This window comes from Nitrobacter sp. NHB1, from assembly GCF_036964665.1.
Classification (GTDB): Bacteria; Pseudomonadota; Alphaproteobacteria; order Rhizobiales; family Xanthobacteraceae; genus Nitrobacter.
The window spans coordinates 1486118-1509741 of record NZ_JBAMDA010000001.1; the positions used below are offsets into that span (position 1 = coordinate 1486118).

Annotated in this window: 19 protein-coding genes; 7 read left to right on the forward strand and 12 right to left on the reverse strand. The window is 64.1% G+C overall.

The annotated features are described in order from the left end of the window. Positions 1-64: 64 nt before the first annotated feature. The 4 genes from V4R08_RS07015 to V4R08_RS07030 form a co-directional block, all read right to left on the reverse strand. Positions 65-430, reverse strand: a complete 366-nt coding sequence (locus tag V4R08_RS07015) for a hypothetical protein (protein ID WP_335578686.1) — start codon at positions 428-430, stop codon at positions 65-67. A gap of 28 nt (positions 431-458) precedes the next feature. Next, positions 459-824, reverse strand: coding sequence for a flagellar biosynthesis regulator FlaF (gene flaF, locus V4R08_RS07020; protein WP_335578687.1), 366 nt, complete (start codon positions 822-824; stop codon positions 459-461). Positions 825-984: 160 nt separating this feature from the next. Beyond that, positions 985-2601 (reverse strand): flagellin N-terminal helical domain-containing protein, encoded by a 1617-nt coding sequence (locus V4R08_RS07025; RefSeq protein WP_335578688.1) that lies wholly within the window; start codon positions 2599-2601, stop codon positions 985-987. A gap of 394 nt (positions 2602-2995) precedes the next feature. Beyond that, positions 2996-4555: a flagellin N-terminal helical domain-containing protein gene (locus V4R08_RS07030; RefSeq protein WP_335578689.1), complete on the reverse strand. Its 1560-nt coding sequence runs from the start codon at positions 4553-4555 to the stop codon at positions 2996-2998. Between the two features lie 362 nt (positions 4556-4917). Here V4R08_RS07030 and flbT point away from each other — a divergent pair, with 362 nt between their 5' ends. Beyond that, positions 4918-5349: a flagellar biosynthesis repressor FlbT gene (gene flbT / locus V4R08_RS07035; protein ID WP_335578690.1), complete on the forward strand. Its 432-nt coding sequence runs from the start codon at positions 4918-4920 to the stop codon at positions 5347-5349. A 31-nt stretch (positions 5350-5380) separates the two neighbouring features. Here flbT and V4R08_RS07040 read toward each other — a convergent pair whose 3' ends face one another. The 6 genes from V4R08_RS07040 to V4R08_RS07065 form a co-directional block, all read right to left on the reverse strand. After that, positions 5381-6913: a pyridoxal phosphate-dependent decarboxylase family protein gene (locus tag V4R08_RS07040; RefSeq protein WP_335578691.1), complete on the reverse strand. Its 1533-nt coding sequence runs from the start codon at positions 6911-6913 to the stop codon at positions 5381-5383. Positions 6914-7086: 173 nt separating this feature from the next. Next, positions 7087-8859 (reverse strand): flagellar biosynthesis protein FlgL, encoded by a 1773-nt coding sequence (locus V4R08_RS07045; protein WP_335578692.1) that lies wholly within the window; start codon positions 8857-8859, stop codon positions 7087-7089. 10 nt (positions 8860-8869) lie between these two features. Continuing rightward, complete coding sequence (gene flgK, locus V4R08_RS07050; RefSeq protein ID WP_335578693.1) at positions 8870-10732, reverse strand: flagellar hook-associated protein FlgK; 1863 nt, start codon at positions 10730-10732, stop codon at positions 8870-8872. 40 nt (positions 10733-10772) lie between these two features. Further along, entirely contained in the window at positions 10773-12602 is a 1830-nt protein-coding gene (locus V4R08_RS07055) for a flagellar hook-basal body complex protein (RefSeq protein WP_335578694.1), read from the reverse strand. A gap of 400 nt (positions 12603-13002) precedes the next feature. After that, positions 13003-13518, reverse strand: coding sequence for a peptide-methionine (R)-S-oxide reductase MsrB (gene msrB, locus V4R08_RS07060; RefSeq protein ID WP_335578695.1), 516 nt, complete (start codon positions 13516-13518; stop codon positions 13003-13005). A gap of 124 nt (positions 13519-13642) precedes the next feature. Continuing rightward, the gene (locus V4R08_RS07065) at positions 13643-15001 is read right to left on the reverse strand and encodes an NAD(P)/FAD-dependent oxidoreductase (protein ID WP_335578696.1); all 1359 of its coding nucleotides are present in this window, start codon (positions 14999-15001) and stop codon (positions 13643-13645) included. A 295-nt stretch (positions 15002-15296) separates the two neighbouring features. Here V4R08_RS07065 and V4R08_RS07070 point away from each other — a divergent pair, with 295 nt between their 5' ends. Both V4R08_RS07070 and V4R08_RS07075 read left to right on the forward strand, forming a co-directional pair. Then, a complete protein-coding gene (locus V4R08_RS07070; protein WP_335578697.1) occupies positions 15297-15851 on the forward strand; it encodes a SixA phosphatase family protein in 555 nt (184 codons plus the stop codon). A 141-nt stretch (positions 15852-15992) separates the two neighbouring features. Beyond that, positions 15993-16418, forward strand: a complete 426-nt coding sequence (locus tag V4R08_RS07075; protein WP_335578698.1) for a universal stress protein — start codon at positions 15993-15995, stop codon at positions 16416-16418. A 21-nt stretch (positions 16419-16439) separates the two neighbouring features. Here V4R08_RS07075 and V4R08_RS07080 read toward each other — a convergent pair whose 3' ends face one another. Continuing rightward, on the reverse strand, positions 16440-17033 hold the full coding sequence (locus tag V4R08_RS07080) for a hypothetical protein (protein WP_335578699.1): 594 nt from the start codon (positions 17031-17033) through the stop codon (positions 16440-16442). Positions 17034-17091: 58 nt separating this feature from the next. Between V4R08_RS07080 and V4R08_RS07085 the strand changes: the two genes are divergently transcribed. The 4 genes from V4R08_RS07085 to V4R08_RS07100 all read left to right on the forward strand — a co-directional run bounded on the left by V4R08_RS07085 (position 17092) and on the right by V4R08_RS07100 (position 22500). Then, positions 17092-17526 carry a hypothetical protein gene (locus V4R08_RS07085; RefSeq protein ID WP_335578700.1) on the forward strand — a complete coding sequence of 145 codons (435 nt, stop codon included), beginning with the start codon at positions 17092-17094 and terminating at the stop codon, positions 17524-17526. A 443-nt stretch (positions 17527-17969) separates the two neighbouring features. Further along, positions 17970-19070, forward strand: a complete 1101-nt coding sequence (locus V4R08_RS07090; RefSeq protein WP_335578701.1) for a putative bifunctional lysylphosphatidylglycerol flippase/synthetase — start codon at positions 17970-17972, stop codon at positions 19068-19070. 139 nt (positions 19071-19209) lie between these two features. Next, positions 19210-21270: an SGNH/GDSL hydrolase family protein gene (locus tag V4R08_RS07095; RefSeq protein ID WP_335578702.1), complete on the forward strand. Its 2061-nt coding sequence runs from the start codon at positions 19210-19212 to the stop codon at positions 21268-21270. Positions 21271-21396: 126 nt separating this feature from the next. Continuing rightward, positions 21397-22500, forward strand: coding sequence for a hypothetical protein (locus V4R08_RS07100; protein ID WP_335578703.1), 1104 nt, complete (start codon positions 21397-21399; stop codon positions 22498-22500). Between the two features lie 100 nt (positions 22501-22600). Here V4R08_RS07100 and V4R08_RS07105 read toward each other — a convergent pair whose 3' ends face one another. Further along, entirely contained in the window at positions 22601-23557 is a 957-nt protein-coding gene (locus V4R08_RS07105) for an IS5 family transposase (RefSeq protein ID WP_335577796.1), read from the reverse strand. Positions 23558-23624 lie beyond the last annotated feature (67 nt).

Genomic DNA, 23624 nt, shown 5'->3' on the forward strand with positions numbered 1-23624 from the left:
TTCCGCTTCACCGGGAAACGCTCTGGCTTGCGACGGCCGAACCGAGATGCAGCCGCGCGACCGATCAGCCCTGTTGGACGTAAGCCGTCTCGAGCGTACTCGCACCCGTCGCCGGATCCGTCATGACCGTGCTGACCTGCGCGGTGCCGGCTTTTGTCAGCACGAACTTTGAATCGCCGACGCGGAAGGAATTATTCTTGATCAGCACGTCCTGGTACTTGATCGTGCTGCCGTACTGGTACTTGGCTTTGGCATGGAACCCGTTGACGTTCGAAATCGTCACCGAGAACGGCTTCTGGTTGGCGTACTTGCCGCTCCAGGTGCCCTCGAAGGCCTTGGGATCGACAGCGACATACTTTCCGGTGTCGAGATTGACGTTCTGCCCGACCGTCGTGTAGTTCGCCGACAGAATGCTCATGATGTCGGCCATGACCCGGCTCCGTCGGTGAAGGCAGGCGTTACGCCCGCCCGGATAAACCCGCTGCGAGATTGCAGTTGATGTCGATCAGCGACTTCAGCTTCGCGGGGTCGGGATTCATCTGCATGTCGACCGTCTGCTTCATCACGAAGACGCCGATGTTGGCGATGTTCTGGCGGACCTCCAGCGGCTGCTGGTTGTCGTTGCTGTCCGCTGCGCTCATGAAGATCGACCACAGACGGCGGTTGAACAGCAGCGCTTCGTGCATGTTCTTGTCCGGACCCTGCCAGTTGTTCTGGATCTCCTGAAGCTGTCGCGCTGCCTTCAGCAAAGCCTGAGCCTCGATTTCACGGGGAGACGACGAGGTTTGAGCCGTCCGGGCGTAGGCTTGAGCAGCGTTCGACATTCAAGACCTCGGGGGAAAAATAGCGGGCGCGCGCGCTTCGGCGCTGCTGATATGTCTACCGGAGCCGCCTTTAGAATAGGTTACCCGGCGTTTCCACTTGCGCCAAAAAAATGGCAGGCGGGACACTTGCGACCGCCGTGCGACGTCGCGCCTCGCGTCATCAGCGCAGCAGTTGCAGCACGCTCTGCTGCGACTGGTTGGCCAGCGCCAACGCGGACACCGCAATCGACTGGCGGGTCGACAGCGCCTGGCTGTTCGCCGCTTCCTCGTTGGTGTCGGCGAGCGTCAGGTTGCTTGAGCCGGTCTGCAACACGTTGATCAGGTTCTTCGAGAAGTCCTGACGGATCTGCACGATCGACAGGTTTGCGCCGAGCGTCGAGGCCTGCGCGCGCAGCGTGCTCGACGCCTTGTCGAGGTTCGCGATCACGCTGTTGGCAGAGCCGTTGTCCAGGAAGTCGGTGCCCGCCGTCAGCGACGCCAGGCCGAGGCCAGCGGCGTTGGTGCTGGTGCCGTTGATGGTGAGCACGGACTTTCCGGTCTCGTTGAAGATGAGCTTCAGCGTGTCGCCATTGAGCAGATTGATGCCGTTGAACGACGCGTCCGCCGTCGTCGTGTTGATCTGCTGAATGATGTTGTTGTACTGATTGACGAGCCCGGCGCGGGACGCCTGAACCGAAGCGTCTTCAACAGGCGCGCCGGCGACCAGGCCGTTGAACGCATAGCCTGCGCCGGCCGCGGTCCCGCCGATCGTACCGATGGTCGCGGCGGCGGCCTCGTTGGAGGTCGAGATCGTGATCACGCCCGTCGCGTCGATCGAGGCCTGAAGATTGTTGGAGGCGAGCTGTGCGTTCAGGCCGTTGAGGCTTTTGACGGTGCCGTTGGTGCCGTCGCCGAACGTGATGCTGGTCGCAACACCGCCGCCGGTTGCCCCGATCGTCAGCGTCTTGCCGTCGAGGTTCCCCGCGCCGCCGCCGCGCGCCGTCGTTCCCGCACTCAGGCCGAGCTTTGCGAGCACGCCGGCCGGCGTGGAGTCCGTCAGCGTCAGGTCATGAGCGATGCCGGTGTTGAGCGCGATCTGCCCGCTGCCGTTGACCGACGATGCCGTGGCGGGCGCGGTGTTGCCGTCCAGCGCATCGATCACGCCGGTCAGCGCGCTCAGCGTCTGGTCGATGCCGATCGTGACGTTGCCGGAGGCGTCGGTGGTCGCCGCGCCGGACGCGGCGAACGTGACGGTCTTGCCGTTGACGGAAAAGCTGTCGCCGGCCGCAGGGCCGGTCGGCGTCACGACCGCGCCGTCGGTCAGCGCACTGATAAGGGTGACGCCGGTTGCGGCGGCGTTGGCGGTGCCGGTCTTCAGGGCGGTGCCGGGCGTCGCGGCGGCATTTGTGAACGGCGTCGTGCCTCTGAGATCGAGCGCGGTCGCGCCCGTCACGGGCAGGCTCGCCACCGACGACTTCTGCGAATAGCCGACTTGTGATTGCAGAACCTGATTGGCGACCGACTTCGCGGTGTCGACCAGCTTCTGCAGCGAGGTCAGGCCGGTGTTGGCGGCCTGCAACACCTGCACGCCGTTGCCGATGCCGTCGAGCAGATTGCTGATGTCGTTGGCGCGGTTGTCGAGCGCGGCGGCAGTGAAATAATTGGTCGGGTTGTCGAGGGCCGTGTTGACCTTCTTGCCCGTGGAGAGCCGATTCTGCGTCGTCGCCAGCAGATCGGCGGTGGACTGCAACGAGAGCAGATTCTGGCGAACGGATGCCGAGAGAACGATGTCGGACATGTCTGGCCCTTCCCTGACGTAGGCGGACACCGGCTCATTACGGAGGAGCCGGTTCCTTGTCGGAAAGGTGAACGAGACGTTTTAATTTATGGTTAACAGCAGATTAATGCCCCGCCATCGACGCTTCGGCACCCCGCCCTCCGTCCGTCCGTGACATCTGAAGCGCTTTCTGAATTCGAACGACAAAATGCGAGGCAGATGGTGGCTTTAGGGCGCTGTGCTCAACGCAGGATTCAAGAATCCGAACCGCCGCGTCATAAAATGTTTTTCTTGTTTTTCAAGATGTTGTGAGCAGCCGCTGATAATCCAAACCAGAATGAGGTTACGGAATCGGCAAACGCAAAAACGGCGGGGTTTCCCCCGCCGTTTCCGTTGTCTGATAAGTCGCTTACGATTAGCGCAGCAACTGTAACACGCTCTGGTTCGACTGGTTGGCCAGCGCCAGCGCGGACACTGCAATCGACTGGCGGGTCGACAGCGCCTGGCTGTTGGCCGCTTCCTCGTTGGTGTCGGCCAGCGTCAGGTTGCTTGAGCCGGTCTGCAGCACGTTGATCAGGTTCTTGTTGAAGTCCTGACGGATCTGCACGATCGACAGGTTCGAACCGAAGGTCGAAGCCTGCGAGCGCAGCGTGCCGGACGCGTTGTTGAGCGAGTCCAGAACCTTGTTGGTCGTGGCGTTGTCGAGGAAGTCGGTGCCCGACGTCAGCGAGGACAGGCCGAGACCGGCCGGATCGAAGGTCACGCCCTGAATGGTCAGGGTGGACTTGCCGGTTTCGTTGAACACCAGCTTGAGCTGATCACCGTTGATCAGGTTGACGCCGTTGAAGGAAGAATCCTGCGCGGTCGTCCTGATCTGATCGATCACCGCATTGTACTGGCTGATCAGCGTGCCACGGGTATTCTGTACGTTGGCGTCGGCAACCGGGGCGGAACCCGCACCGGCCGTGAACGGCCCCGTACCAGTGGCCGAACCGGCGAGCGCGCCGATCGTCGTCGACGCATAGTCGTTGGTCGTGGTGATCGTGAGCTTGCCGGTCGAATCGATCGATGCGCTCAGGTTGTTGTTGGTCAGCACGGTATTGAGTTGGTCGAGCGTGCTGACATTGGTGGCGACGCCGGTGGAACTGTCGTAGGTCTGGGTGCCGGCGCCGAAGGTGATGTCGAGGGCCTGACCGCCGGCGGTCGAACCGATCGTCAGTTGGAGGCCAGACAGACCGCCCGTGGTGCTTGCGTCGGTGCCGGCGGTCACCGTGGGGGTGGCGCCGAACACGCCCGTGGTGGTGCCACCGAGCGTGATGGCATCGGATGCACCCGCAGTATTCGTGCTGGTCAGCACGAGATGGCCCGAACCATCGTCCGTGGCATTCACTTTGGCAGAGGTGCCGACCTGGGTGTTGATCGCCGCTTCAAGATCGGAAAGCGAATATTTGCCGTCGCTGGCAGTGCCGCCGGTTGTCGACAAGGTCACCGACTGACTGTTGACCGAGAAGGTGATTGCGCCGCCCGAAGCGTCGACCTGAGCGGATGACAGATCGACAGTGCTCGTGACCTTGGCGTTGGTTGCCGCGGTCGTCGTTCCGCCGAGCAGGTTCGACGCGGTCGCGCCGGTGATGGTGGCGCTGGCTTGAGACTTCGTGGAATAGCCCGACGGCGTCTGCAGCGCCTGGTTGGCGATCGACTTGGCGGTATCGACCAGCTTCTGCAGCGAGGTGATGCCGGTGTTGGCAGCCTGCAGCACCTGCACGCCGTTGCCGATCGAGTCGAGCAGGTTGTTGATGTCGCCGGCGCGGTTGTCGAGGCCCTGCGCGGTGAAGAAGTTGGTCGGATTGTCGAGCGCCGAGTTGACCTTGTTGCCGGTGGCAAGACGATTCTGCGTGGTGGAGAGCAGATCGGCGGTGGACTGGAGGGAGAGGAGGTTCTGGCGAACTGACGCCGAGAGAACGATACCGGACATTTGTCATACCTTTCTGGTGTGAACATTCGTGTACGTTGCGCCGATCGTTTCCATCGGACGACAACGCAACCCTGGAACCAGGACTCTAAAAAAAACATGAACTTGCGCGGCACAGTTCGAATGAACGTCGATGCGCTTTCGGCGCTTCGCCACGGGCCGTCGGATCATTCGCCACCATGATGCCCTTGTGAACATTGCAGTTTCCTGCGGCCATCGATGGCGCCCCGCCGCCCCCGTTAATACGGCGTTAACCATGATCGGAAAGGATCGCGGCGTCGGTTGAATATGGACGTTATTCGGGCTGCTTGCGGCAACGCACATCCCGGCGTCACAGGATCCCGAAACGCCACAGGAGAGCTATCATGGCGCTGAAGGTTGAGCTTCGCCCGCATGAGCGGATCATCATCGGCGCGTGCGTCATCACCAACACCGATCAGCGCGCCAGGCTGCTGATCGAAGGCGGCCGCACTCCGATCCTGCGCGAAAAGGATATCCTGACGCCGGAAACCGCCAATACGCCGGCCAAGCTGATCTATCTCGCCGTGCAGCTGATGTATCTCGCGCCCGAGCCGCAGATCAATCACAGCACCTATTTCAGCCTGTTGCGCGACGTCATCACGACCATGCCCGGCGCATGGCCGATCATCGAGGGCATCAACAACGACATCCTCAACGGCGACCTCTACAAGGCGCTCAAGGAGGTCAAGAAACTGATCGCCTATGAGAAGACGCTGGCGGACATGAACGACAGCACCGCCGACCGCCCCGACGCCAGGGCGCAGCGCTCCGCCTGAACTTGAGCTTGAACCTGCGCCCGAGCGCAGCTCAGCGTCCGGCTTCGCGAGTCTCCGATTCGTGAGATTCGGATTCGCGAGATTCGGATTCGCGCGCGCCGAATTCCAGCACCGCCGACACCAACGCTTCGATGTCGCGCATCCCGGTGCGATGGTTGACGATCGCCGCGCGGATCGCGAGCCGGCCGTCGAGCGTGGTCGTGGACGGCGCCGCTATACCCGACTCGTGCAGCGATGCGACGATCTCGGCATTGACCCTGTCGGCATCGTCGGACCGATAGCGGAAGCACACGATGTTGAGTTGCACCGGCGCCAGCAATTCGAGCTTCGGCTCGGCGGCGATCTTCGCTTCGAGGCAGCGCGCGAGCGCGCAGGTCCGGGCGATCGTCGCGCCGAGCTTGTCGATGCCGTAGGCTTTCAACGTGAACCACGTCTTCAGCGCGCGAAATCCGCGCGACATGTCCGGCCCGTAGTCGCACGGCCACGGCGAGCCCGCCGCGAGCCCGCGCGTTTCCCGGCGCAGATACGCCGCCGGCGCCGCAAACGTCCGACGGTGCTGCTCGCCGTCGCGGACGAGGAGGAAGCCCGCGTCATAGGGCACCTGCCCCCATTTGTGGAAATCGAAAGCAATGGAGTCGGCGCTCTCGATGCCGGCGAGGCGCGGCGCGATCTCAGGCGACAGGATACCGAGCGCGCCGTACGCGCCGTCGATATGCAGCCACAGGTTCTCGTCGCGGCACAGCACATGCAACGCCGCCAGATCGTCGATCGCCCCGATGTCGACCGTCCCGGCCGATCCGATCACCAGAAACGGTTCAAGACCGGCGGTGCGATCGGCAGCCACTTGCGCACGCAACGCATCGACATCGATGCGATGGCAGCGATCGACCGGAATCCGCCGCAGCGCGTCAGTGCCGAAGCCGGCGAGGTCCATGGCCTGCGCGATGCAACCGTGCGTCGCCGCCGACGTATAGGCGGTGAGACCGGCGCCGCGATCCGACAGCCCCCGCTGGCGCACGGACGGGCCGAGCCGCGCCGCGCGCGCCACCAGCACCCCCATCAGGTTCGCCATCGATGTTCCCGTGACGAAGATGCCGCTCGCGGTATCGGGAAAGCCGAACATCTGCCGCACCCACAGAACGATCTGGCGCTCGACCTCGATCGGAACGTGATCGCGGCCGCCGAGATTGGCGTTCAACCCGGCCGCCAGCATCTCGGCCAGCATCCCGACGGCGGTGCCACCCCCGTTGACCCACCCCATGAAGCCGGGATGGACGTTGCCGGCGACATACGGCGCGATGTGGTCGGCAAACTCCCGATAGATGTCGTCGAGATCGCCGCCTGCACGCGGCAGCTCCTCGCGAAAACGCGCACGCGTCTCCGCAGGGATAGGCCTCCACACCGGGCGCTCGCGAACGCCGGCGATGTAATCGAACATATCGTCGAGCATCCGGTGCCCCTGCTCGCGCAGTACGCCCCAGTCGTCCGGATCGAGTGTCTCGCCGACATCAGGCTGTGCACCCGGCCGTCCCGGTGGCGGCCCGTCGCGCCGTACGGCGGTCACGCCGCGCGACCCAGCTTATTGCGCGCGCGCTGCCGGAGCATATCCCCGGACGTCTCGAAGTTCATTCCCGGTCCCCGAACCCAACTTGACCTAAGCAATCCAATTCGAGGCTGCGGGGCTCGAATTTCCTGCCAGGCTGTAAATTGCCACGGTTCAGAACCTAATTCCAGTCGTCAGCCGATCGGCAGGAACTTCACCAGGCTGAGCTGCGAGAGCATCGAGGTCGTCTGGTAGGAGGCCTGCAGATCGGTCTGCAACGCCAGCAACTGGCTCGCGACCTGATCGGTGGAGACATTCTCGGCCTGATCGACGATGTTCTGCATCGTCGCCTGCGTCAGTGTCTGCCGCGCGGTCGCGTCCTTCATCACCGTCTGCGCGTTGGCGAGATCGGCCTGGATGTCCTGGATGCTCTGCTTGCCGGGCGTGACCGTCAGGTTCTGCGCAATGCGCGCGTTGAGCGCCGAGATCTGGTTGGCGCCGTTCGGATCGGTCGGCGACGTCGTCACCGCCGCGAGAACCGCAGCCGACTCCATCAGCGAGCGGATGGCGTCCTCGTTGGCGCGGATGCCGTATTGCACCGTTACCGACGAATCCACCCGTACGCTCGAGGTCGCGCGCGCCGATCCGGTGCCGGCATCGCCGGTGTACCACTGCACGGTGTTCGCCGCCGTGCCGTTCACAGCGCCGGTCGCGGTGGCCAGCGTCGCCGGCGGGGTGACGTCGACGCGCTGCGGCGGCGAATCGAAGAAATCATGCGTCGCCCGGATGGCGGAGGCCGCAACCAGCGAGGTCTTGGCCAGCGTTCCGATCGACTTCGTTAGCTGGGTGTTGAGATTGGCGGCGGTCGCCGCGGGCGTCGCGCCGATCGCGAAGCTGCCGGCCGGCGTCGGCACCTCGCTGGACGCTGTCAGTTGCACGGTTTCGCTGGAGCCGTCCGGAAGATTGAAGGTGAAGCTCACGGTATCGCCGGCGGCCGGGTTGGTAGCGCCGAGGTCGATCGAGGCCTGCGCCGGCGTCACCGTCACGCCCGCTACGTTTGAGCTGACGCCGGTCAGTTGCGCGCCATAAGGCGACGCGGTGGCCTCGGCGGCGGTCAGCGTCGCATTCAAATTGGTGGCGGTCGCCGCAGCGGTCGCGCCGATCTCGAACGATCCCGCGGGCGCCGGCACCGTTGTCGTCGCCGTCAGTTGAACGGTCTTGCTGGTGCCGTCGGCCTGCAGGAAGGTGAAATTGACGGTGTCGCCGTCGGCCGGATTGGTCGCGAGGTTGACCGTCGCCGGCGTGTTGGTGACGGTCGCGCCCGTCAGCGTCGAGGTGACGTTGCCGAGCTTCAGGCCATAAACCGAAGGCGACGCATCCTCCGCAACCGATACCGACGTCGTGGTCGGCGAGGAAATGTTGAGGCGGCCGAGTCCGCTGGCGCCGAGGTCGGCCTGGTTGCGCTCGGAGATGACCTGCTTCAACCCGGCCTGCCCGACCCCGTTGCCGTTCAGGATCAGGTCCGACGACGCCACCGGCTGCGTGTAGATCGTGCTGCCGGAAAAGATGTAGCGGTCGCCAGCCTGCGTATTCAGAATACCGACCATCGATGAGAATTCGGATACCGCTGTCTGCTGGCCCGCGGTCTGTCCGGCGCTGCTCAGCGCCTGCGATCCGCTGTTCGCGGCGGTCTGCAACTGCGTGCCGATGTCGGACAGCGCCTGCAACGCGGTGTTGGCGACCTGGATGTTGGTGTTGATCTTCGTCATGGTGTCGGTGTACGCGGCGATGTTCGACAGTTGCGCGCGCGCGGCGATGGCAAAGCCTTCGTTGGCGCCCATGCCCGAATAGGTCGTCGACTTCTTGCCGCTGGTGAGTTGATTCTGCAAATCGGCCATCTGCACCTTGAGACTCTGGATCGAGCTGCCGAGGATGGTATTGCCGAAGCTGATGCCGTTGATCGCCATACGAACCGCCTTACAACTGCGCCTGCAGCAGCGTCTGCATCATGCTCTGCACCACCGACATCACATGCGCGTTTGCTGCGTAGGAATTTTGCAGCGCAATCAGATTGGTCATTTCGGTGTCGATGTTCACGCCCGCCTTGGCGTTGAACTTCTCCTGCAACGTGTTGACGACGACGTCCTGGCCCTGCGCCACCTGCTTCGCGGTGGTCGCGGCGCTGCTCTGCATGCTGACGAATTGCTGCAGGAACGACGGCAGCGTGCCCTTGAACGGAGCCGCCGCCGCGCCAAGCCCGGTGTTCGGCGCGTAGCTATAGGTCGCCGACGTCAACTGGTCGTAGAGGAAATCGGAGCGCGTGGTGTCGCCGGCCGGCGTCACCGGCGAGGTGCTGTAGACCGTGAGCTTGGAGGGATCGGCGAGCAGCGCGGCGTTGACCTGGATGCGGCCGGCCAGTCCCGTGATCTGCGACGCGGTACCCGTGATCGCGCCGGTATAGAGCGAGGCGCGGTCGGTGAAGAACGGCAGTTGCGGATTGCCCGAGGCCAGCGACTGCGTGGTCGTCGTGGTCGAGGCCGCGGTCACGGTCGAAGCGCCCGAACCGGTGACGCGCAACTGCGATCCGGCCGTGGAGAACGTCAGATGCGCCGACCCGCCTACTTGCGTGTTCAGTTGCGACACGATCGAGGCGAGCCCGCCCGAGAAATTGATGCCGATCACCTTGTCGTTCGGATTTGCCGCCGTGTTCGGAATCGGCAGCGCGGTCGAATCGTCCACCCGTACGACCGTGACGGTATGCGAGACGTTGCCGGAGTCGGTGTAGGTGACGTTGAACGAGTTGCCCGGCAGCACGTTCGACAGATCGGTGTCGAAGCCAGACGGCGGTCCGGCCACCGGCGTGCCGCCGGTCGTGACATCGGACAGCGCGCTGGCCAGCGTCGCCGCCATCTGGTCGACCTGGTTCTGCGCCTGCACCAGCGTCTTGTCGCGCAACTGGACGTCGGCGGCAATCTGGCCGGAGTTGATGCCTTGCGAGGCGATCATGTCGATCTTGGCGCCGTTCGGAAGCTGGCACATGATGGTGCCGACACTCGATTTGCTCGGATCGGCGCTCCACTGCGAACTCGCCGTGAGCGAGGACTGCGCGTTGAACGACAGTGTGGACGCCTGCACCCCGCCGACGAGCTGAATGCCCGACGTGGTGAACACCGACGTCTGATTGGTGCCGTCGGTGACCGCGCGGATGTCCATCAACCTTGAGAGCTGGTCGATCGCACTGTCGCGCTGATCCATCAGCGTCGCGGCGGCCGGGTCCTGGGCGCTCATGCCCTGAAGCTTCTGATTGATCTGGGCGATCTGGGCCATCGCGCCATTGGCCTGCGAGACCGACACCGAGAGATCCTGTTCGGCGTTGGAGCGCAGCGTCTGGATGCCGCTGGTGGTGGCGTTGAGCTGTTGCGCCAGCGCCTGCGCGGCATTCAGCACCGAGGACTGCGCCGCCGTGTTGCCCGAACTTGCCGACAGCGCCTGCAATGCAGAGGTAAAATTGTTGAGCGCGTTTTCCAGCGTGCCGTCGTTGCCCGGCGTGCCATAGACATTCTGCAACTGACCAAGCACGTTGGCGATCTGGTCGGCATAGGCACCGCCGGCGTTTTCGGTCCGCAACTGCGACTGGACGTATGTATCGAGTGTGCGGTCGACGCCGATGACGCGGACGCCCGAGCCGGTGCTGCCGGTCACGATCTGGTCCTGCACCAGCGTCTGCGCGACGTAGCCCGGCGTGTTGGCGTTGGCGACATTGCCGGAGACGATCGACAGCGCGGCCTGATTGGCGCGCAGGCCGGACATCGCGATGGAGAGGGCCGAACTCAAACTCATCTTTTTGCCCGCCTCAAAACCGGATCAATCCGCGGCGCGACTAGCGCAGCACGTTCAAGAGATCCTGAACCATGCTGTTCGCGGTGGTGATGACCTTGGTGTTCGCCGAGTAAGCCTGCTGCGTCACGATCAGCTTGGTGAACTCGTCGGCGATATCGGTGTTGGAGCCTTCGAGCGACGAGCCGTTGATGTGCCCTGCCGCGCCGGCGATCGCAGGTCCCGACTCGTCGGTCACCGCATAGGCACCGCCGTCGAGCGCCTTGAGGTAGTTGGTGCCGTTGAAATGCGATAGCGACACCTGCGCGAGGGAGAGGTTCTGCCCGTTCGAGAAGGTGCCGACCACGATGCCGTCATTGTTGACGGCGACCGACTGCAACTGGCCGGCGGCATAGCCGTTCTGGTTGATCGCGTTGATGGTGGCGTTGCCACCGCTGCTGGCATACTGGGTCAGACCGCCGGTGCCGAGATTCAGCGTGAGGTTGCCGAGCGACTGGGTGCCGACGCTGACGCTGGGAATGGTGATGGACGAGCCGACCGGACTCGATAGCTGGCCGTTGGTGCCGAAGGTGAAATTGGTGCCGACGTTGATCCACGCCGGCTGCGTGCCGGTGGCGTTCGGATTGGCCTGATAGAACATGTTCCAGGTGTCGGCGTGGCCGGCGCCGAGCGAGGCGCTGTCGGTCTTGGCCCAGCGCAGTTGCAGGTTCACCGCGGTGCCGGTCGAATCGTAAACTGTCACGGCGCCGCCGCTGATCGATTCCTGCTGGAAGATGGTCTGGTCGTTGGCGATCACGACGCCGGCGCCGGGCGTGCCGCCGCCGCCGCGCGCGATGTTGGTCGTCGCACCGAAGCCCATCGAAGTCCAGCCGGCGGACGCGCTCGTCACCGAGAGGTCTTGCGCCGTGCCGGTGTGCAACGTGATCGCGCCGGTGCTCGCATCGATCGTCGGAGCCTGCCCGGTGATCGCGCCGATCTTGCCCAGCAGATCGCCGACGGTGTCGTCGATGCGCACATGGGTCGCGTCCTGCAGGCCGACGCCGGCCGCGGTGAAAGTAATTGTCTGGCTGTCAACCACGATGGTGTCGTTGACAGCGAAGCCCCCCGGAAGCGAGTCGCTCGGCGCGGTGCCGGACAGCTTTGTCGCGCTGGTGATCGCGAGCGGCGGCGTCAGCTGGTTCATGGCCGGCGAGCCGGAGGTGCTATTGTCGGTATGGGGCGGTGCCGGCGTGCCAACCACAAGAGGATTGAAGTTCGTGGTGAAGTCCGACGGATTCAACCCGCCGGCCGCGGTGATGGTGCCGGCGGTCGCGGTCGGGCTCGACAGCGTCGTCGGCACGGCCGGAAGATTGGCGGCGTATTGCAGCGTCGTCGTGGCCTGCGCGGGGACGAAGTTGTTCTGGAACTGCAACACCTTCGGCACATTGCCGAGCGGGTTGCCGGTCTTGGGATCGACCGCCACGCCCATCAGGTAGTAGCCGGCGCTGTTGACCAGGTTGCCGTTTGCGTCGACCTGGAAATCGCCGCGCCGCGTGTAGTAGGTCACGCCGGAAAACTGCGGCTGGTTGTCAACCTTCCCCGTCGGCGCCTGGACGTTGAAGAAGCCGTCGCCGGTGATCGCCATGTAAGTGCCGACCGTCGAGGCCGACACCGTTCCCTGGCTGGAGATGGTTGCCGTCGCGTAGGCCGTCACGCCGCCGGCGACCTGACGATTCGGGGAGGTCGAATCGGGGATCAGATCGCTGAAGGCGGTGGTAATGCCCTTGTAGCCTGTGGTCTGGGCATTGGCGATGTTGCCGGAGATGTTTTGCAGCGCGAAGGACTGCGCCTGCAAACCGCCGACCGACGTATTCAAGGCGTCGAAAATACCCATAACATCGTCTCCAACTCGATCCGGGCGGCCTGCCGGAGATCAACCAAAACCACAGCCGCGGTCGAAAAACGACATCGCAAGCCCCATGCCAACGGCAAAGGCTAGTTATTTCAGAATGTTAGGGTAAGGCTCCGGCGCGGGAGCCGGGGCATTCTTGCCTGACAGGGCAACTCTTGCCGGGGATTTCACGGCGATTTCGCGCGAAATGGTAGCCGGTTCACGGGAAGAAAGCGCGTCTGTTTCTGGAGCGTTTTTTTCACGCTTGAACGAAATATCTCGATTATCCGTCATTGCCGGGCTTGACCCGGCAATCCATCATTTCCGAGAGAAGATGGATGCGCGGGTCAAGCCCGCGCATGACGCTGGAGTTTGGATTGATTCCGTAGCATCGAAAACCGGGCTAAGTCGCCGACGGCGCCGCCGGATGGAAGACGAGCGCCAGCCCGTCCATGCAGTAGCGCAGGCCCGTCGGCTTCGGGCCGTCGTCGAAGACATGGCCGAGATGGCCGCCGCAGCGGCGGCAGTGGATTTCGGTGCGGGCCATGCCGAAGGTGGTGTCCCTGGTTTCGCCGACCGCGTTGTCGAGCGGCTTCCAGAAGCTCGGCCAGCCGGTGCCGCTTTCGAATTTCGTCTCGGACGAATAGAGCGGCAGGTCGCAACCGGCACAGGCGAATGTGCCCTTGCGATGCTCCTTGAGCAGCGGACTGCTGAAAGGCGGCTCGGTGCCTTCCTTACGCAGGATATTATATTGTGCGGGCGTCAACTGAGCGCGCCATTCGGCATCGGTCTTTTCGATCTCGAACTTTGGCGCGGCCTTGGTCCCGGTCGCGCGGGCGGGCTCGCCGCGCAGCCAGCGGAATCCGAACAGGCCAGCGAGGCCGGCGGCGGATGCGAGCAGGAAACGGCGGTCGATCATGGCGGTCTCCTTGGCAATCAAGGCGGGTTTCCAGCAAAGATACGCAGCAACCTGCCCCGAGGTTACACCGATCTGGCGGGATTCGCTCACATTGCTGCGATATCGGCGGTTCCCGGAAGCACTTCTACTCCCTCTCCGCCTGACGATTGGCCTCGACGAGCCTGACCTCGCGCGCCCGCGCCCTGATGCGCGCTTGCTCGCGATAGCGCGCCAGCATGCCGGCGGCGGCGGAGCGCGCCCGCGCGGCCATGCCGATGGCGTAGCCGGCGGCGCGCCCGGTGGTGCCGCCGGCCCATACCAGTTCGAACGGCGAAAACAGCCGCCAGCGGTCATCGCCTTCCACCATGCCGCTGACGATCAGTTGCCCCGCCATCGCCGAGGTGTTCAATCCCTGCCGGCCGAAGCCGCTCGCGACCCACAGTCCGGGCAGCAACCGGCCGATCTGAGGCATACCATGCACGGTCTGCCCGATCGCGCCGGAGAAAACCTTCGCTATCTCGACCGTGCCGAGTTGCGGGAAGATGGTGCGGATGCGCCTGCGGATCGCCCCGGCATGGCGCTCCGGCCGCGCCTCCCAGGTGGTTTCCGGACCGGCCCACATCAGCCTGTCGCCATCGACGATCCGGAAATGATCGATGCCGTCGGTGTCGATGACGGAGCCCTGAAATGTCATCGCCTCCGCGAGCCGTGCCCCCAGCGGCACAGTAACGGCGGCATGGCGCCAGACCGGCAGCAACGTATCGGACAATCGCCGCAACGCTTCGCCGAGATAGACATTGCCCGCAAGCACGACCTGGGATGCCCGCAGCCGCGCCCGCGGCGTCACGATGCGCTTTCGAATCCCGTACGGGTCGATGCTGACCACGGGCGTCTCCTCGAAGATGCGCGCGCCGGCGTTGCGGGCAAGCTCCGCGAGGCCGTGAACGTATTTGCGCCCGTCGATCTGGAACGCTCGCGGATAATGCACCGCGTGAAAATACCGGCCGGTGCGTAAGGTGTCGCGGACGCGATCGATCTGCCAGCCCTCCACCTCGGTCGCAAAATCCTCGCTGAGCATCTGCAAATGGCCGATCAGCCGGTCGCCAGCATCTACATTGGAGACCTCGATTGCGCCTTCGCTCAGCGCAAGGCCGGGAATGACATTTTCGGCGGCATGGGCGCGAACATAGTCCGCGCCCTGCTGCGACAGCGACCAGAGTTCCCACGCGTCATCGAAACCGACCCGCGCGATCAGATCGCCAAGCGGCAGCGCGTAGCCCGGCATCACCGTGCCGAGATGATGGCCGGATGCATTCCAGCCGACATGGCGCCCTTCGAGGACGACGACGCTCGCGCCCGTCCGCGCGGCCTCCAGCGCCACGGTGAGGCCGGCCAGGCCGGCGCCCACCACGCAGATATCGACATCGAGATCGACGGTCAGTGGCGCGCGTTGCGGCGGTGCGGCGGCGGACGCCGTGTCGCCGGAACCAGCAGCCGCAGCCATGCTCTCCGAAGTCATCGCGTTTCCCTATGGTTCTCTCCACTAGCCTTGTCACCTCGTCCCGTGCAAGGTTGTAGATTGATCCGCAGGATTGATACCTGTGCCCCCCGTTCTCTGTCCATGTATAGGATGTTGAAAAGCTCTTGCCGTCATTCCGGGGCGTCGTGAAGCGACGAACCCGGAATCCGGTATTCACAGATACTCTTCGTGTTACTGGATTCCCGACAGCCGCTGCGCGGCTTCGGGAATGACAGCAAGAGCTTTCAACGTCCTGCTAACGCCGAATAGAGACTGCGTCATGCGCCGCCTGTTGCTGCTTCGACACGCCAAAGCTGAGAGCACCTCACCCAGCGGCCGCGATCGGGACCGCCCGCTCGCCGCGCGCGGCCGTCAGGACGCCGCCGAACTCGGCGCCTGGCTTGCCGGACAACGATCCCTGCTGCCCGATCTGGCGTTGATCTCGACCGCGGTGCGGGCGCGCGAGACCTGGGATATCGTCCAGCAACAGATTTCAGACAAGGTGCCTCTTTCAGATGGGGCGCCTCGGGAGCTTGCCGCGCATCTGCCGGATCTTTACGGCGCCGAGCCGGTGCAGCTATTGGCGATCATTCGTTCCCTCGCAGCCGAGGATCCCGAACGTCTGATGATCGTCGGGCACAATCCCTGCCTGCACGAACTCGCGCTCGGCCTGATCGGCCGCGGCGACACAACGGGGCGGGCGACGCTGGCCCACAACCTGCCGACGTCGGGACTTGTGGTGATCGACTTTGCCGTCGAGAGCTGGGATCGCCTTGCATTTGGGAACGGACAGCTCGCGCAGTTCGTCAGCCCAAAACTGCTGAAGGAGGCCTGACAGCGCGGCCGTTCGCCCGACGCCCTTCGCTTTTCATGATATACCTGCTCCGTGCACAGCACTTGCAAGCGGCCCCCGGTCAAAAAAAACCTGCAGAAGACATAATGCGGCGCGGGGGCCTGAGCATGAGGGAGGCCGCCGATGTTCAAATCCATTCTCGTGCCGATCGATCTGTCCGACACCGATCTCGCCAAACCCGCGATTGCAACCGCCGTATCGTTGTCGCAAACCTCGAACGGAACCATCAGGCTGCTGAACGTGCTGCAGATGACGCCGGTGATGCTCGCGGAATACTTGCCGGCGGATTTCGGCGTGCAGCAGCGCCAGTCGTCGGAGGAAGCGCTGGCGATCGTCGCAAGCGAGGTCGGGATCGAGCCGGCGCGCATGTCCAGCGTGGTGCGGCAGGGCAGCATCTATCACGAGATTCTGGAGGAAGCGCAGGCGATCAAAGCCGATCTGATCGTGATGGCCTCGCATCGCCCGGCGATGAAGACCTACTTTCTCGGCTCCAACGCCAGTCATGTGGTGCGCTACGCCAAGTGTTCGGTGCTGGTGGTGCGGCATTGAGCGCGCAGCGAAAGCGTCGATCTACGGCAGCAACTCCTGCGGCAGCGCATCGAAGGTGTAGGCGCGCGGCCTGTTGCGACGCATGAAACCGCCGATCTGCCATCCGAACAGCGCCGACAGTCCGACGATGAACAGCGCGCCCGCCCACTCGCCGGTAACCAGCGCCCGCACCAGCAGAGCGGCCATCGCCACCGACAGCAACGCCAGCACGCCTGCGCCGGCAAAATAAAGCGCAGGGTTCAGGCCGGCGACGAGCGAAGCGCGCGCGCCATGCTCGGCGAGCCGCTGATGCAATTCGACAATGAAAGCGCGGTAATCCTTGTCCTGCGCGGCCATCAGCGCCAGCGTCTGCCAGGTGGTGGACATCACGACGATGCAGCCGCCGCCGCGATGGTCGATCTCGGTGCGAAATCGCCGCGATTGCATCGACATCGGCCGGTACGACATCCGCAACCCAGCGATGTCCGCGTAACGCCATCTCCCGGATCTGCGGCCGGCCTGCCAGGATATCCCGTCATCCTCCAGCGTGAACCGATGTGCCGATCCGATCAGCGACGCCCTGTAGGCGTAGCCGGGAGCTGGCGGCGGCATCTCGGGCGGCGACACGATCGGCATCCTTCGCACAACGGGCGTTCTCTTGCTCGCGGTGCGGGTTCTATCCTACAAATCCCTTATGGCTGAAACGGCTTATTTTCCGCGCCACTTGATTCTCGGCGGCGCGATGGTGTCCGGCATATTGCTTGCGCTTGCCGTGCACATGCTGGGCGCGCAGATCGGCCTCGATCTCGGCGGCCTCTGGCATGCCGACTCCAAAGATTTCATGCCGGCGGGCGCCGCGATCGCATGGTGGCTGGTCGCAACGGCCGGCTTCTCCGGCAGCTATTTTGTCGCGACGCTGATGCACAGCGCGCCGTCCGGCCGTATTCAGCAACGGCTGCGGCAGTTCCTGATCGCCGTCGCCGTGCTGTTTCTGGCGGGTGCGGGACAGGCCGCCTCGGCGCCGAGCGCCGTGCCCACGGTCGCAGGCCTCGTGGACGGGCTCGCCGTGCTCGGCCTCGGTACGGCGATGGCTTTTTGCGGCGCGCACTTCGCGCTACACAAGACCTGACGAGTCACGACTCCCGTCGTGCCCGGCCCTCGTGGCGCCGAGGCGCAGCCGAGAGATCGCCGGCGACGCCTTCACGAATTGTTTCCCGGCGTAATAAGCTAATGTCATGTAACTGATACATAAACAGGTCGTCCTGGCTTTGACCTGCCCCGGCAAAGAGCCTCAAATCGACCATGGAATACGGGATATTTTATGCCTATATGCACCCCGACGATCGTCGCGCGGAATCAACGCCGCGGCGGGTGCATTTCTTCATGATTCTGATGGTTTTTCGATCGGTGGAGGCGCAGATCGCGTTCCAAGCATAATGCCGCCCTTGTCCGAAACCTGGCCTACGCGCCGTTTTGTCCTTTGGATTTTTCGCGTATGAGAGACAGAACAGCCGCTTGCCATCCCTCTCCCCAACCGGCTCGAAACGTGTCGTGACCCTTTCGGGAGGACGAATGCATCGGCTGCTGACCGCGCTCCGGCGCGGCTTCAAGGAACGGATCGGCTGGAAACGGCTGGGCGTTGTTGCGAGCTTCGTCATTATCGCTTTCGCGATCACGACTCTCATCCACACCCTCAAAGGCGTCGATACCGGCGTCATCCTGATCGCGTTGACCGAGAAGTCGCCGCACCAGATCGCCCTGGCCGCGCTTTGCGTGGTCGGCGCGTTCTGCACCCTGACCTTCTACGACTTCTTCGCGGTGCGGACGATCGGCAAGGATCACATCCCCTATCGCGTCGCCGCGCTGGCCGCCTTCACGAGCTACACCATCGGCCACAACGTCGGCGCCACCGTCTTCACCGGCGGCGCGATCCGTTTCCGTATCTATTCGGACCATGGACTCAACGCGATCGACGTCGCCAAGGTCTGCTTCATCTCCGGGCTGACGTTCTGGCTCGGCAACCTGTTCGTGCTCGGCCTCGGCATGGCCTGGCACCCGTGGGCCGCGAGCGCGATGGACCTGCTGCCGCCGTCCATCAATCGCCTGATCGCGTTTGGCTGCCTCGCGGGCATCGCGATCTATCTCGCCTGGATCATGACCGGCCGCAACCGTCGCGAACTCGGGCAGAACGGCTGGAAGGTCGTGATGCCGTCGGCGCCGCTGACCTTCGTGCAGATCCTGATCGGCGTCGTCGATCTGGGCTTCTGCGCTTCGGCGATATACCTGCTGATGCCCACGACGCCGGCGATCGACTTCGTCTCGGTGTCGGTGGTCTTTATTCTGGCCACCCTGCTCGGCTTTGCCAGCCATGCGCCGGGGAGCCTTGGCGTGTTCGACGCGGCGATGCTGGTGGCCTTGCCGCAGTTCGGCAAGGAGGAGTTGCTGGCGACGCTTTTGGTGTACCGCGTACTCTATTTCGTGATTCCCTTCGCCGTCGCCATCACCATCATGGGCACACGCGAACTCTGGCTCAACGTGGTGCGGCCCTGGCAGCACCGCCGTCTGACCAACGGCAACGACAGCAATCACGATAGCAACAACGATAGCGACAGTGCTCCAGAGACGATCCCGCCACCACCGCGCGCGGTCAAGACGCGGGTCTCGCAAAACTGAGCCGGCCGGTGCGCGATCCGACCGCCGCGACGCAGCTTCACCGTCCATGATCGATTATCTTTCGCTCACATTCCCTTCATCTCGGGTCGGTCCGGCAAACCCTCTTATTTCCGCCAAAACTATCGCGTCAAAACCCTTCATGGCCCGCGCTCACGCCTCCTCCCTCGTCCGGATTGTCCTGATATTGCTCAGCGTGCTCGCCGCGCAGCGAGCCGCCGCGCAGCCCGCTTCCGGTGTCCCCGCCGCCCCGTTAGGCCCGGCCCCAACGATCCAGGATCAAGCCGCCAGCGGAATGGAGATTTCGTGGGAGGTCCGCAACCGTTTCCGGCTGTTCCGCGAGGAGCGCGACTTCCAGATCCACGTCGCCACCGAGCGCAACCAGAGCATTCTCGCCGCCGAGCAGACGCTGGAACTGCAAAGCGACGGCCGCGGCTGGGCCCGCAATGCCGTGAACCGTCTCTGTATCGACCTCGGCGGCCACGTCAGCGAGCCCTGCACCCGCGACAACGTCAAGGAAAGCTACCTGACGCCGACGGAGCATCCGGTCACCGTGCGCCTGACCGGCGCGATCCCGGTCGGCGCCATCTGCGCCTGGTCGTTCGACGACGGCGACGGCCCGCGCACCACGGCGCAGGACTGCGCCGAGCCGATCGACTTCCGCGCCCGCTACGGCCGCGCCACCGTCGCCACCGTCGATGTGTCGAGCGGGGCCGGCGCGCCGCAGCGCCTCGTCACCCAGATCAAGGTGCGCGACATCCTCATCGCCGGCCTGGGCGACTCCATCGCCTCGGGCGAAGGCAACCCGGATCGCGCCATCGCGCTGTCGGACGAAGGCTTCTGCTTCCGCTCCTATCTCGGCGGCCCGGCGAGCGAATATTACCGGCCGAGCCGCGCCGGCTACAAGGGCGGCCGCGCCTGCGGCACCTCCGGCTCGCTCCAGACCTGGCAGCGCTACGGCGCGCTGTGGCTGAACGCAGCCTGCCATCGCTCGCTCTACAGCTACCAGACCCGCACCGCGCTTGCGCTCGCGGTGCGCTATCCGCACATCGCCGTGACCTACCTGCCGCTCGCCTGCACCGGCGCGACCATTCCCGACGGGATGCTGGGTTCGCAGCGCGCGCGCGAATGCCTGACCGCGAAGTCCTCGGCCAAGTGTCAGGGCACTGTCAACGGCCAGATCGCCGAACTGCGCGAGGCGCTCTCGACTGCGAAGCGCCGCCAGCCGGACCGCAAGCTCGATCTCGTGCTGCTGACCGTCGGCGCCAACGACATCGATTTCTCCGGCCTCGTGTCCGACGTCATCGTCGACGCGCCGCTCGAGCGGGCGCTGTTCAAGCGCGGCGGCCTGATCGAATCGGTCGAGGATTCCCGGTCGAGTCTCGTGCGCGACCTGCCGCAAGCCTTCGGCAAGCTCCGCGCCGCATTGAAGCCGCTGGTGGGCAACGACCTGTCGCGCGTGGTGTTCGTCTCCTACGCCAACCCGGCGTTGGCCAACGGCGGCACGCCCTGCGCCGGCGGCAAGGCCGGTTTCGACGTGCATCCGTCGTTCAATGCCGACCCCAAGCGGCTCGCCGAGGTCACGAGTTACGTCCAGAACGAATTCCTGCCGCGGCTGAAGGCCATCGCGCTCTGTCAATCCGGCGTGATCTGCCGCGATCCCGGCAGCGACCGCATGACCTTCGTCGAGGCGCATCAGGCCGCGTTCGCCGATCACGGGTTTTGCGCGCGCTCCGGCAGCGATCCCGAATTCGATCGTGCCTGTTTCTCGGCCAAAGGCGACAGCTTCGTCAGCGACATCGTGGCGGCGCCGCAGCAGCCTCTGACTTGCGGCCGTCCGGCGAGCGACTTCCGCGCCTATCTGCCGCGCGCACGCTGGATCCGCGACGCCGACGACAGCTACTTCACGGCGATGACCTATCCGCAGGCGCTGCCGTCCTCGATGCAACCGTCCGACATCCACGATGCGACATGGGGCCTACTCTCGGCGGTGTACGGCGGCGCGATCCACCCGACCGCCGAGGGCCATGCCGCGATGGCGGACGCCGCGCTGCCCGCGGTCGAAGCCGAATTGCATCTCAACGGCGCCGATGGCAGCGACGTGACGGGCGAGCCGCTGCCGCCGCTTACGCTGCCCGCGCCTGCCGCCGCGCCCGCGCCTCTGATGCCGCCTGCGGCGATCCCGTCCGCGCCGCAGCGGTAGGGAAAGCGCGGGATCGCCCGCCGCAGACCGTCAAAAGCACATCGTTCGGTTCGACCGCTTGTCTGGGCTGTGAGTTACGGCCGTGAACCATCGACTGCCCTGCCCGAATTTCCTAATCTGGCGGCAATGGACCTTTTCGCGGCGGCAGGCATCGAAGTGGGGGACGGCGATCGCGGGGGACGAGCCGGCCGCGCCGCTGTGCCGCGCACGCTCCGGGTGCCGTTACTGAACTACAAGGTCGTTGCTGACGCGCTCAAAACCCACACATTCGATTTCACGCCCCAACAAGTTGCTGCCGCCAAAAGCTACGCGAAAAATGCGCAAGCGAAAAAGTTTGCCAAGGAAAAAGAGACCTCGGTTCGCCCGCTGTTCTTCGACAAGGTCCTTGGCGAAATTCTCGGCTATCGAAAGTTTGAATCGGAGGGCGGCTATTCGCTGGCGTTCGAGCATCCGATTCGCCGGGGCGCGGTCGATGTCGCGCTCGGCAAGTTTGGTGTCGAAGGCCGTAACGATGAAATCGTCGCGCCGTTCGAACTCAAGGGGCCGGGCACCACTGATCTTGACGCCATCATGCCCGGCCGGGGCCGCAGCCCGGTGCAGCAGGCGTGGGACTACGCGATCGACGCGCCCGGCTCGAAGTGGGTACTGGTATCGAACTGCGTCGAAATCAGGTTGTATGGCTTCGGCAAAGGCCGCGATGCTTTCGAACAGTTTTTTTTGGACAAGCTCGACGACGAGAAGGAGCTTGAACGCCTGTTTCTGCTGCTGTCGGCCGACCGGCTGCTCGGCGGCGCGACCGAAGCGCTGCTGCGCGCAACCGAAAGCGCCTACAAGGACATCACCGGAAAGCTCTACACGAGCTACAAGGAACTGCGCGACCGGCTGATATCCTTTCTCACGGATGCGGCCGACGGACCGAAGCATCCGATGCTGACGGCGATCGAACTGGCGCAGACGATTCTCGACCGCATCCTGTTCATCGCCTTCGCGCAGCGCACCGACTTGTTGCCAGATCGCCTGCTCGACGGCGCGGCCAAGGAAATCAGCCGCTACGTCCCGAAGCCATTGTGGCACAATTTCCAGGGCCTGTTCCGGGCCGTCGATGAAGGCAGCGGTCCGCTGAACATCTGGGGTTACAACGGCGGACTGTTCGCGCCCAATCCCGCCGCCGACGCGCTGGTGATCCCCGATCCGCTGGCGACCGACCTCGCCACGTTAGGGAACCTCTGAGCAACGTCACTTTTTCTGAAGTAGTCGCAACAGGTTTGCGTTGGCGGTGAAGGGTCCTTTGTTTACACCTGCCGCGGGCGGCATTCGCCCGGCGACTTTGTCAAGCGGACGCAAGTGTCCTGCGGGCAAGGAATAGGTTTGTGAGCGCGAGCAACGCGAAGACCTGTGCGCCGTTTTTGGCGATGCCGCGATAGCGAACCTTGCGATAGCCGAACTGGTATTTCATCACCCGGAACACGTGCTCGACCTTGGCGCGGATTTTTCCGAAGCGGCGATTGCGCCGGCGTTGCGATATCGACAGCGGGCGTCCGGGCTTCGCTTTCGCCTTCACGGCCCACAGAACACCCGCTGCTTCCGCCTGTCGTTGTTTGCGGTCGTTGGCATATCCCTTGTCGCCATACACCGCACGATCATCCTCGCGGATCAGATTGTCCATGACCTTGGCGTCATGCACACTGCCTGTGGTCACGCCCGCGGTGTGCACGAGCCCGCTTGTCGCATCGACACCGATGTGGGCCTTCATGCCAAAGGACCACTGGTTGCCCTTCTTCGATGAGCGCATCTCGGGGTCGCGCTTCTGTGCCTTGTTCTTCGTCGATGGCGATGCCGCGATCAGCGTCGCGTCGATGATGGTGCCGCCACGCAGCAGAGCACCGCGAATCTCCAGAAACTCTGCAATCGCGACGAATATCGCCTTCGTCAACTCGTGACGCTCCAGCAGATGCCGGAAGTTCAAGATGGTCGTCTCATCGGGGATGGTGTCGCGTCCGAGCTCCAGACCCGCGAACGTGCGCATCGAGCAAATGTCGTAAAGCACTTCTTCCGCGCCGGGATCAGAGAGGTTGTACCACTGCTGCAAGCAATAAATCCGTAGCATCACCGCCAATGGAAATGGTCGCCGACCGCCACTCGGACCCGCCTTGGGATAATGCGGCTCGATCAAAGCTTCGAGCGCGACCCAAGGCACCACGCCTGCCATCTCAGCCAAAAACACATCTCGCTTCGTGCGCTTCTTCTTGGCCGCATAATCGAGCGACGCGAAACTCAGCTGGCCCATCCGAGCGCCTCCCCGAATCAATGATCGAAGAGTGCCATAGTCGCCAAGTTGTGCAGAGCTTCCTTAG